The following is a 12,373-nucleotide window of genomic DNA, read 5'->3' on the forward strand; positions in this document are numbered from 1 at the left end:
AATATTGAGTTTTTTGTTTTTGGCACGATGCTTGTAATTATGTAAGTGTTCAATCTTAAAACAAATAATTATGAAACAAGTATTCCTATTATTATCAGCAATTCTCCTTAGTGGGTTTTCTGTTAATGCAGACACAAACACAACGATAGATAATGGTGTGATTAATAACTCTTATGTCAAAGGTTATGGTAATTCTTTCATTTTTACTGAAGCAGGAATTGAGTTTTCTATTTATGCAGATGGTCAATTTGACTTTTATATGCCTAGTTATGGACCTCAAGTTAGTGTAGAAATTAATAATAGAAACACAAATATTAGCTTTAATACAGGATATGATTATGGCGCATATGTACAATATGACGAGTTTGGAGCTGTTATTCAAGTTGAAAACACACCTATTTACTATGACTACTACGGTCGTGTTAATCAAGTAGGAAATGTTTATATTAACTACAATAACAGAGGTTACATTAGTCGTGTTGGAGGATTATATGTACACTACAACCGCTACAATCGTTATTCTCATAGTACTGGATTTATAAATATTTACAACAGAGCTTATGTTTATAGACCTTGGCATGCATATTATGTAATTCCACCAGTAAACTACTGTGTACTTTATACAACACCATATAGAAGACATTATACACCAATTAGATATAGATACGACAGACCTTACGTTAATAATTACAGACGTACTACTGCTGTAGCAAGTCGAAGAGGTAATACGATTTCAAGAAATAGAGCTTTAGCCTCTAGAACAGAAGGAAGAGCACCAAGAGCTACTACTACACCTCGAACTAGAAACAATAGGGCTACAACTGCAACACCAAGAACAAGAGGTAATGCAACAACATCTAGACCTAGAACAAATAATACTGTAAATACTAAACCTAAAACAAGAGGTAATACGGTTAACACAAAAACTAGAGACAATAAAGTGATTACAGCAACACCTAGAACTAGAGGTAACACTACAAGTGTACCTAGAACTAGAGGAAATCAAACAACAACCTCTAAACCTAGAACCAGAACTAATACTAAAGTAAATACAAGAACAAATAGAAGTAATACGCAGGTTAATAAACGTACAACTTCTAAACCTAGAACTACGACTTCAAGAAATACATCGTCAAGACAAAATACTGATTCGTCAAGAAGAAGCACTAGATCTAGAAATTAGAAAAGACTATTAACTAGTCGATTGAATAGAATTCCTACTAAGGTTGTTTGCCCTAAAGCAACTTTAAGTAGGTTTTTTTCGGTCTTATATAAGATTAGTTGCGTGTTTTAAGTACTAAATTTAGCAAATAATAACCGAATAGAAAATCCGCGAGGATTTTCTTAAGTAGGCTAGAACTAGCAATTAATTTTATACATTATTAGCCACAGTTTTTATTTCCTTTTTATTAATCAGTTTATCAATCCTCTTTTTATTTTTCTGTTGTAATAAAGATGGGTATAAATTGAAAATAACATTTGAAATAATTAATATTATTCCAAATTCAGTTTTATTTTTAATTAACAAGATTAATGAAATAATAAGAACAAAAAGAAAACCTACTAAATGACTAATTTCAGCATAAGTCATTTCTCGTTTTAATAAACTCAATTCGTTCAAATTCGGTTTAGATTTTATTTTTAATTTTGTATTAAAGTTTTTCCAAAAAGTTTTGTAAACAAGCCATTTGATGTATTTAATTCCAATGAATTTATAAATAATTTCATTTTTAATAAATTCAAGATTTGAAATACTTTCGTAAAACTCTTTTTTCTTTATAAGTTCATTAACTCCCATTCCAAAAAGCATTGAAATGAATGTAATTGAAATAGATGAAAATATATATTGTATGGTCGTTGTTGTCAAATTGTGGCTAATTATGGAATAAAGCGATTTAATATTTTTGAAATATCTTCTGATAAATTAAATTTAAAAACAGTCAATCCATAGATTATAATTAAAATTAACGTTTTAGCGACAATGCTAATAATGGGATTAAAATTAAATTCCCAAAAAAACAAACTTAAACCACAAATCAATATTAGTAGTGTTGTTTTTATGGTAGCCAATGTAAACGGTTGAATTTTAAATTTTTTATACACAAACAATAGTTTGATAGTATTGTATGTAAAAATAGTAATACAACTTGCGTATGCAGCTCCATTTATTCCATACAACGGAATAAAAACAAGGTTTAAAACTACGGTTAGTATAGCTAATAAAATCCCAAAGACTAGCACTACCCTATAATAATCGCTATTAAAAAGTATGGCATTATTATTTCCAATAAGGTTGTCTGATAGTTTAGCAAGACCAATCACTAAAACAACCAAAAAGCCTTCGCTATAATTTTCCGGAATTAAAAGATATAACTTATTGATATTTATTATAATACATAAAAATATAAATCCGCTAATAATAAATAAGTTAATAGAACTTTTTTGATAAAGCGTTTTAAGTTCAGCCTTATGACCTTCATTTAAAAGCTTAGAGGTTAAAGGGTTTGCTATTTGATGCATTGCTCTAGCAGGAACACCTATAACCGTAGCAATATAAATAGCTACACCATAATAGGCAACATTATTTAGCGCCTGAAACTGACCAAGCATAAACTTATCTATCTCTAATATTATATTAGCCACAGAGCCTGCGATTATAATTAAAGCAGAATATTTTAAAATATTTCCAACATTAGGGATCTTAGTTAATTTAAAAACTGGCATCCTAAGGCTAAAAGCATATAGTTTCATAATTAAGGCTCTGACAATGTATGTAATAACAATCCCATAAATTAATTGATCTACATTTAGGTAACCAAAATAAAGACTTAACAGCAGCAACATGGTAACAAATCGGTGAAACACCTCACTCATAAAATTACCAAATACGCTTTGTAATTGCACCTTACTCCAAGCGTAAAACACTTCAAAATAGGCAAAAGCTGCTGCACAAATGTATATTAACCAAGTATAGTCCTTTATAATAGCATTTTCTTTAGATAGCCAATTGGTAATCAAATCATAAGCAAAATGCGTAATTAATCCTAACGGAACTATTAGAAGTAATGGTAAAAGCAACATTAAACTTAAAAAGCTATTTTGTGATTGTCTGGTTTTAAACGAAGAATAAAACTTAACAATTGTATTATGCACGCCAAAAGCCATAAAAGGCATTAAAATACTGGCTGTAGACAAGATAAAAGTGATTAAACCAAAATAAGCTTCGCTAACAAATTGAGTATATAAAAATATAACGTTAACAGCACCAATACCAAACCCAAAATAAGTTATAATAGTATTTTTAATAGATTGATTAACGACTATTCCCATATATTTTATACCATTTATATTTTAGGACTGATTAATCAAATCTGCTAACTTTTTTGTTAACTGTTGTCTTGAGTAACCTTGTAATCCTATTGGATTAGTCTTTAAATTATTTTCAGTGTAAGCTTTATAATACTGCTTAATACTATTTTTTAAAGCATCATAATCATCATAATTAAAAAATTGACCAGTATTAGTTTTTGTAATAATTGAAGCTACATCTGCTCCTTTTGGTCCAATAGCAACAATTGGTCTATTAGCAACCATATACTCAAACAACTTACCAGGAATAATTGCTTTTGTATCTTTCGAGTTTATTTCAATCAACAACAATAATTGTGATTTTTTTGAAACTCAATAGCTTTATTGTGAGATACATATCCAACATAATTTAAACTACCACTTAAACCATGTGTTTTAATAGATTGTATAACATCTTTGCCTACTTCTCCAATTAAATTCAACTGAAAATCCTCTGCAAATCTAGTATCCTCAATCATCAATTCGCTAAGCACTTTCCAAAGTACTTCTGGATTTCGTTTAGATAATAACGACCCAATATGTGACAATGTAAACTTTTTATCTAAGGTATTTACAACTACTTTTTCGTTATCATAACCATTAGTAATTACATGGATAGGTTGACTTGTAATACCCTCAAATTCGGTTTTAGTACTTGGGCTAGTTACAATAATTTTGTCAGCATTATTAAGCACTTTTTTTTCTAATGCCTTATGTTTATTTTTTGAAACTTTAGTTAATTTTAGTTGCTTGTGATAACCTATTGTAGTCCATGGATCTCTAAAATCTGCAATCCAATTGACACTATGGTTTTCTTTTAATTTTAAACCAATTAAATGTAAACTATGTGGTGGTCCAGACGTTATAATTGTATCAATATTAAAATCTAAAATGTAAGTAGATAAGTAGTTGTACGACGGTTTTACCCAGTTTTTTCTGGCATCAGGAATAAAAAAATTACCTCTAACAAACAACATTAAACGCTCCATAAGGCTTTGTTTACTTTTTTCAGCAATAATCCCTTTACTAATCGTTTTACTTTTTTTGAAAACAATTGTGCCAATTTGTAAGGCTCCTTTATTGGTTGCTTAAGCACTGTAACACTTGGATTAACTTCACTTTGCAAAGTCGCATCTATAATTGGATAATTAGCATTTGATGGACAGTATACAACAGGCTCTATATTAAAATCTGGTAAATATTTTACAAATTTTAACCAACGCTGTACACCTGGTCCTCCTGCAGGAGGCCAATAATACGTAATAATTAGCACCTTTTTTTATCCATAATGTAACGCTTTCGCGGAAATTGAGCCTCGTGTGATTACTCCTTACTAATCTTATTCATCCTTTTCACACCATAAATCAAACCTCCAAGCACTAATAATATCAGTAAAATAGAACTAGCTAACGCGATCGTACTTCCGGTTTTAACAACATCAGGTTCAAACTTAAATTCAATAATATGTTTACCGTTTGGCACCTCTAAACCTCTTAACGCATAGTTTACTTTAATATGCGGTTTTAACACACCATCAATATAAGCATTCCATCCAGAACCATAATACATTTCTGAAAACACAGCAAAACCATCATTTACATTATTCGACTGATATTTAATATAGTTAGGCTTGTAATCTAAAGTTTTTATTGAAGCTAAAGAATCCACAACAAACGTCTTAGGAAGATTAGTTTTATCAGAAACACCTTCAGAATAAATAACTGTTTTTTTAGTATTTAATGTGTCTAGAGCCAAAATTTCTGCATCAGCAGAACTTACTTTTTTAGTATTTTCTACAAACCAAGCATTACCATTAGCGTCGTTATTTACAAACGGAAACGGACTACCATCTTCTCCTTGACCAATTATGTATTTCGCGTTAAGCATACTTAATACATTAATATTGTTTTTAGAGATATAAAATTCGTATAAATCTTGATATCGTTTTGGTTTTGCAGCGTGATAACCACCTAATGCATTATGAAAATAACTAGTTTTAGCTCCTCCAGACGTTAAGTCATACACACGATAATTAGTATTATCCTTAAGTATCTCTAAATCTGCTTTATTGGCTTGATAAGGACGCTCCATTTGTAACTTAGATACAAAATCTTCGTTATTAACGTAACGTTTATCTACGCTAACTAAATCTACTATAATTAATAATCCAAGAATGACTATAACCTTAGTTTCGTTTAGTTTCTTTTTCAAAAAGAAATAGATAACGCCTGCTGCTAATAGAACAAACAACAAGGTTCTAAGCGTATCTTGTGTAAAAAAGCTAGCTCTATCTTCTCTTAAAGCATCCAAAAACGCTTGTCCATTACCTTCTCTAATACGTCCATCAATACCACCAACAAAATCTATTATTCCAACAGCTTTTCCTAATAAAAATAGGATTGCTAAACCTGCTGTAATAATAACTGTGTTTTTTAAAGCCTTAAGTTTTTCTTCGGTTTTAACAACATCATTAAACAACCTAACTAAAGCAAAAACAGCTAAAACAGGAATACATAATTCTAAAATTACTTGTATTGAGCTGACTGCTCTAAACTTATTATATAATGGTACATAGTTAATAAATAAATCTGTTAAGAATTCTAGATTTTTACCATAAGACAATAATAATGACAGTATAGTTCCCCCTACTAACCACCATTTTAAACGACCTTTGACTAAAAACAAGCCTAATACAAATAAAAATATTACAACTGCTCCAACATAAGCTGGTGCTTCTACTATGGTTTGGCTTCCCCAATATGTTGGTAGACCTTTAGTATATTCTCTAGCGTCTGCTGGTGGCACACCTTGATCAACAATGTATTTATATACTGCAGAATCTTCGCCTACATCTTCTCCGCTTCCACCACCTAAAAATCTAGGTACATATAGGTTAAAAGTTTCTAGTTTACCATAACTATATTCTGTAATATATTCTTTACTTAAACCGTTTGTGTTTTCTCTTTTGGACCCATTCGCATTGATAGACAACTCGCTTTTACCACGTGTACTCTCCTTAACATAATCTTGTGTAGCTAAAATATTAGTTGCATTTAAACCTATTGCCAAGATTACTGCAGCAAATAACACACCTACAGCTTTAAAAAAGTGAGGCAACATCTTTTTACGATAGGCATCTACTAAATAAGCGATACCTAAAACTAAGACTAACAACATTAAATAGTACGTCATTTGGTAATGGTTAGCCACCAACTCTAATCCCATAGCTATGGCTGTCAGGATAAAACCGTAAACATACTTACCTCTAAACGTTAGAATAATACCACTTAAAACTAATGGCATATAAGCTATTGCATGTGCTTTGCTATTATGTCCTACACCCAAAATTATGATTAGATAGGTAGAAAAACCAAATGCCAAAGCACCTAATCCTGCTAATTTCCAATCCACTTTTAAAACCAAAAGCAGTATATAAAATCCAGCAAAATAAAGAAATAAGTAATCAGCTGGTCGTGGTAAAAAACGCAACGACAGGTCTAACTTTTTAATATAATTGTGTGGATATTTTGCTCCTAATTGGTAGGTTGGCATACCTCCAAATGCACTATTAGTCCAATAGGTTTCTTCTCCAGAATTAGTTTTAAAATCCTTTTGTTGTTTTGCCATTCCTGTGTAGTGAACAATATCACTTTGGTAAATGACTTTTCCTTGTAAAACAGGACTAAAATAGGCTAAAGAGCAAACAATAAACCCTACCAAAACTAAAAGATGAGGTAAGATTTTTTTAAAAGAAAATTGCATAAAAAGTTTTAAAAAGTATGAGGTTGAAAATTACTCAATTTCTTCGTAATCTACATACTCTCCTACATTTTTATTTGAAGATTTATTATTAGGCATTTTATCTATAGTTATCTCGCCTTCTTTTTGAGCTGGCTCTTGTCTTTGTTGGTTAAACGCACCTCCAAAACGCTCGGTTGCTTTTTTAGCTGCATATTTAAATAATGCAGGTGCAAACAATCGAGATAAGATTTTTATAGCGAAATAAAATAATAATAAGTATAGTATAAATTTCATCTTGTAAAGTTATTCTTTAACAAAAATACAATTCTTGAGTTTTAAATTGAGTTTTAAATACTTAAAAAAAATATAAAATCTTATATTTGACTTTAAACAAAAATATATGCTTAACCCAAAATTAATTGTAACGTATATACTCTTATTAGCAAGTTTTACTGCTAATGCACAATATACTGAAGTAATCAACTCTAACAGACCAGGTGTATCTAGAAGTGCTTTTGCAGTTGGAAAAAATGTGGCTCAGCTTGAGGTTGGACCTTATATGCTTAAAGAAGAGCACACACCATTAAAAAATGAAGCTTCAGGTTTTGGTATTGACTTTGCAGCGCGTTATGGTTTAGTCTGGGAAGAACTAGAATTAAATATAGAAGGTACTTACCAAAACGATACATTTACAGATAATCGATCTACCTTATTTCCAATAGAAACTGATCGTGCAAATTTTAAATATTTAACATTAGGTGCAAAATACTTAGTGTACGATCCATATAAAAAACGTGGTGAGGAGAAACCTAATATTTACAGCTATCATGCTAACAAAAAATTTAAATGGAGTAATTTAATTCCTGCTGTAGCTGTATATGCTGGTGTAAACTATGATGCTAAAGATAATATTTATGTGCCTTATAGCAATCCGTTTTCAAGTCCAAATTACGAAGGCGGTTTTACACCTAAAGTAATGGTTGCAACACAAAACAACTTTAATAGTGGTTGGGTTTTAGTTATGAATTTTGCCAAAGACAGGATTGGGTCAGATTTTTCAGATTTTCAATACATAGTTACTTTAACCAAGTCCATTACTGATCAATGGGTTTTATTTGGAGAAACTCAAGGCATAAAAAGTGATTATTATGCAGACAATTTATTTAGATTTGGTGGAGCATATTTATGGAGTAAGGATTTTCAGTTAGATACTGCAATTACTTTTAACACAAAGGACACACCTTCGGTTTTTAGCTTTAACTTTGGCGCATCTTATCGTTTAGATTTCCATAAAGATCCTGAAGCTGATATAGATAATGGTACTGATGTACTTGAAGAATACGAAAGAAAAGCGAATAGAAAGAAAAATAAGAATAAAAAAGATAATGATTCTGACACACCAGAAGATTCAGGTAAACGAAAAAAAGAAACTCAAGAGATTGATTTTGATGACGAAAACTAACCCTTTCTTTTTTATATGATTACAACCAAAAAAGTAGTATCAAAAGCAGATTATAAAGCGTTTGTTAAATTTCCTTTTGAAATATACAAAGACTCTAAATATTGGGTTCCACCTATTATTAGTCAAGAATTAGCAACATTTGATGCAAAGAAAAACCCTATTTTTAATGATGCCGAAGCAACACTGTTTTTAGCCTATAAAGACAATAAAGTAGTTGGTCGTATCGCTGCAATTATAAATTGGCTAGAAGTAAAAGACCAAAACATAAAAAAAATGCGTTTTGGTTGGTTTGATTTTATTGACGATTTAGATGTTAGTAAGGCGCTTTTACAAGAGGTTTACACTATTGGTCATGCAAATAAGCTACACTATACGGAAGGTCCTGTAGGTTTTTCTAACTTAGATAAAGTTGGAGTTGTTACAGAAGGATTTGATGCGATAGGTAACATGATTACTTGGTATAATCACGCCTACTATGTCAACCATTATCAGTCACATGGTTTTTCTGTTGAGAAAAAATATTCTGAAAGTCGTTTTCCTTTTAAAAACGTAAAACCCGAATTTTTCTACAAAGCACAAGAATTAATAAAAAGACGCTATCAGCTTAAAGCTTTAGACTTAAAAAAAACATCCGAAGTCATGCCTTATGCAGATCAAATGTTTGATTTATTTAATGAAAGCTACGCCTCACTATCTTCATTTGTTGCGATTACAGATATTCAAAAAGAATATTTTAAAAAGAAGTTTATAAGTTTTATTAATCCAGAATATATCAAATTTGTTATTGACAAAGACAACAAATTGGTAGCATTTGCTGTAGTTATGCCTAGATTTGCGGATGCATTACAACAAATGAAAGGTAAATTATTACCATTTGGATTTTTAAAATTATTAAAAGCTAAAAAAGAAAGCAAAGACGTTATGTTTTACTTAATAGGTGTCCATCCTGATTATCAAAATAAAGGTGTACATGCTGTTATTTTTAACGAATATTACAACACGTTTACTGAAAGAGGAATACAAACCTGTTATAGAACACCTGAATTAGAGGATAATGAAGCTATACATAAAATTTGGAAACACTTTGATCCAGAGGTATATATAAGACGTTGTACTTTTAAAAAAGAATTATAAATCATCAAGAGCTTACTATTAATAGATAAGCTCTTTTTTTAAATAATTATTTTAAGAAATAACTATATTTAATCAAAGATGAATTATATAATGATACATTTAATTATTAAAACAAAAAAATCCGATTCAAATGAATCGGATTTTTAACTAAATTTTATTTTTGTTACTCTCCCATTGCTTTCATTAAAGCAGCAGACATACGCTTGTAAGTACCGTTTTCTAAACGTTCTCTAATAGCATCAAAAGCATCTAAAGTTTCAGTCACATCTTGTAATGTATGCGTTGCAGTAGGAATCATACGTAAAAGTATTAATCCTTTTGGAATTACTGGATACACAACAATAGAGCAGAAAATACCATAGTTTTCTCTTAAATCTCTAACTAAAGCCATAGCTTCTGGAATACTTCCATTTAAATATACTGGAGTTACACAACTTTGTGTTGTACCAATATCAAAACCTCTGTCTTTAAGACCAGATTGTAACGCGTCTACAATTTTCCATAAGTTTTCTTTTAACTCAGGCATTGTGCGTAACATATCTAAACGCTTTAATGCACCTACAACCAATTGCATTTGCAATGATTTAGCAAACATTTGCGAACGTAAATTATATTTTAAATAATCAATAATTTCTTGATCAGCAGCAATAAATGCACCTGTACTAGCTAAAGACTTAGCAAAAGTTGCAAAATACACATCAATATCATCTTGTACACCTTGCTCTTCTCCTGCTCCAGCACCAGTTTTACCTAAGGTACCAAAACCATGTGCATCATCTACAAACAGTCTAAAGTTATATTTTTCCTTTAAAGCAACAATTTCTTTTAAGCGTCCTTGCTCACCTCTCATACCAAATACACCTTCAGAGATCACTAAGATTCCTCCTCCAGTTTGTTCTGCCATTTTAGTAGCACGACCTAAGTTTTTCTCTAAACTTTCAATATCGTTATGCTTATAAGTAAATCGTTTTCCGTGGTGTAATCTTACACCATCAATTATACATGCATGTGCATCCACATCATACACAATAATATCATCTTTACCAACTAAGGCATCTACGGTAGACACCATACCTTGGTAACCAAAGTTTAATAAGTAAGCTGCTTCTTTATGTACAAACTCAGCAAGCTCGTTTTGTAGTTGCTCGTGTAAATCTGTGTGACCAGACATCATACGTGCTCCCATTGGATAAGCAGATCCGTATTGTGCTGCAGCTTCTGCATCAACCTTACGGACTTCAGGATGGTTAGCAAGACCTAAGTAGTCATTGATACTCCATGTAATTACATCTTTTCCTTGAAATTTCATACGATTAGAAATTTCACCTTCCAATTTAGGAAACACAAAGTAACCTTCTGCTTGTGCAGCCCATTTACCTAGTGGTCCTTTATCTTTGTATATTTTTTCAAATAAATCTTTCATTGTAAAACGCGATTTTTAAGCTACTATTGTTAGACATATTAGCTTAAGCTATTAAAATTTAGTTAGATGCTACAAAATTATGCAATTTTATTATACGTGCATAACAAATAACCTATGTATTATTAACAAAAAAAGTTAATCTTAATACAACTAAGATTAACTAATCTGTCTATTATTTAATTATTTACTTAATATATTGAATGCTTTGCGCAGCCTCTTCATTTTTACTATCAAAAAAGCCTTGATCACTCATCCATTTGTCACTGTAAATCTTACTCATGTATCTAGAACCATGGTCAGGAAAAATAACAACAACATTATCTGTATCCTTAAAAGTGTTAGATTCATTAAGTTGTTTTAAGGCTTGCATTGCAGCACCAGATGTGTAGCCTACAAACAACCCTTCGGTTTGTGCTAACTCTCTAGCAGTATGTGCGCTTTCTTCATCTGTGACCTTAATAAACTCATCTATTGTATCAAAATCTGTAGCAGTAGGAATTAAATTTTTTCCTAAACCTTCAATTCTGTATGGATAAATTTCTTTATCGTCAAACTCTCTAGTTTCATGATATTTTTTTAATACCGAACCATAAGCATCAACACCTATAACCTTAATGTTTGGATTTTGCTCTTTTAAATACTTAGCTGTTCCAGAAATTGTTCCTCCTGTACCACTACATGCAACTAAATGCGTTATTTTACCTTCTGTTTGGTTCCATATTTCTGGTCCAGTAGAATTGTAATGTGCATCAATATTTAGTTGATTAAAGTATTGATTAATATAAACAGATCCTTTAATTTCTTCGTGTAATCGTTTTGCTACTTGATAATAACTTCTTGGATCATCTGCACTAACGTTTGCAGGACAAACATATACCTTAGCTCCCATGTTTTTTAACATGTCAATCTTATCTGCTGAAGATTTTGAACTAACTGCCAAGATGCAATCATAACCTTTAATTACACTAACCATTGCAATACTAAATCCTGTATTACCAGATGTAGTTTCAATTATTGTGTCTCCTGGTTTAAGTATACCTTGCTTTTCTGCTTGCTCTAAAATGTATAAAGCGATTCTATCTTTTGATGAATGACCTGGATTAAAGGCTTCAACTTTTGCTAGATAATTACCTTTAAAACCTGAAGTAATTTTTTTTAGTTTTATCATTGGTGTATTACCTATTAGGTCTAATACACTATCAAAAACTTGTTTATTTTGTTCCATAAATGCTATTTAAAAGCTACTTATTTTGAGTTTTGAAACT

9 protein-coding genes and 1 pseudogene are annotated in these 12,373 nt (G+C 30.8%); 3 read left to right on the forward strand and 7 right to left on the reverse strand.

Annotation, left to right across the window (positions count from 1 at the left end):
• Nucleotides 1-70: 70 nt before the first annotated feature.
• Nucleotides 71-1,183, forward strand: coding sequence for a hypothetical protein (locus tag AC0L3M_RS04800; RefSeq protein WP_473432023.1), 1,113 nt, complete (start codon nt 71-73; stop codon nt 1,181-1,183).
• A gap of 189 nt (nt 1,184-1,372) precedes the next feature.
• On the opposite strand, the gene AC0L3M_RS04805 is transcribed toward AC0L3M_RS04800, so the two are convergent.
• The 5 genes and pseudogenes from AC0L3M_RS04805 to AC0L3M_RS04825 form a co-directional block, all read right to left on the reverse strand.
• Nucleotides 1,373-1,810 carry a glycosyl-4,4'-diaponeurosporenoate acyltransferase CrtO family protein gene (locus AC0L3M_RS04805; protein WP_473432024.1) on the reverse strand — a complete coding sequence of 146 codons (438 nt, stop codon included), beginning with the start codon at nt 1,808-1,810 and terminating at the stop codon, nt 1,373-1,375.
• 68 nt (nt 1,811-1,878) lie between these two features.
• Nucleotides 1,879-3,330 (reverse strand): lipopolysaccharide biosynthesis protein, encoded by a 1,452-nt coding sequence (locus AC0L3M_RS04810; protein WP_473432025.1) that lies wholly within the window; start codon nt 3,328-3,330, stop codon nt 1,879-1,881.
• 21 nt (nt 3,331-3,351) lie between these two features.
• Nucleotides 3,352-4,621, reverse strand: a pseudogene (locus AC0L3M_RS04815) (glycosyltransferase family 4 protein).
• Between the two features lie 50 nt (nt 4,622-4,671).
• On the reverse strand, nt 4,672-7,110 hold the full coding sequence (locus AC0L3M_RS04820) for a YfhO family protein (protein WP_473432026.1): 2,439 nt from the start codon (nt 7,108-7,110) through the stop codon (nt 4,672-4,674).
• A 30-nt stretch (nt 7,111-7,140) separates the two neighbouring features.
• Entirely contained in the window at nt 7,141-7,383 is a 243-nt protein-coding gene (locus tag AC0L3M_RS04825) for a DUF4834 family protein (RefSeq protein WP_099569434.1), read from the reverse strand.
• A gap of 106 nt (nt 7,384-7,489) precedes the next feature.
• Between AC0L3M_RS04825 and AC0L3M_RS04830 the strand changes: the two genes are divergently transcribed.
• On the forward strand, nt 7,490-8,551 hold the full coding sequence (locus AC0L3M_RS04830; RefSeq protein ID WP_473432027.1) for a transporter: 1,062 nt from the start codon (nt 7,490-7,492) through the stop codon (nt 8,549-8,551).
• 15 nt (nt 8,552-8,566) lie between these two features.
• Nucleotides 8,567-9,685, forward strand: a complete 1,119-nt coding sequence (locus AC0L3M_RS04835; RefSeq protein ID WP_292945019.1) for a GTP cyclohydrolase — start codon at nt 8,567-8,569, stop codon at nt 9,683-9,685.
• Between the two features lie 163 nt (nt 9,686-9,848).
• On the opposite strand, the gene AC0L3M_RS04840 is transcribed toward AC0L3M_RS04835, so the two are convergent.
• Both AC0L3M_RS04840 and AC0L3M_RS04845 read right to left on the reverse strand, forming a co-directional pair.
• The gene (locus AC0L3M_RS04840) at nt 9,849-11,108 is read right to left on the reverse strand and encodes an aminotransferase class I/II-fold pyridoxal phosphate-dependent enzyme (RefSeq protein WP_473432028.1); all 1,260 of its coding nucleotides are present in this window, start codon (nt 11,106-11,108) and stop codon (nt 9,849-9,851) included.
• Nucleotides 11,109-11,292: 184 nt separating this feature from the next.
• Nucleotides 11,293-12,333: a PLP-dependent cysteine synthase family protein gene (locus AC0L3M_RS04845; protein ID WP_145001812.1), complete on the reverse strand. Its 1,041-nt coding sequence runs from the start codon at nt 12,331-12,333 to the stop codon at nt 11,293-11,295.
• Between the last annotated feature and the right edge of the window lie 40 nt (nt 12,334-12,373).

Source organism: Olleya sp. KJ81-1 (assembly GCF_055808135.1).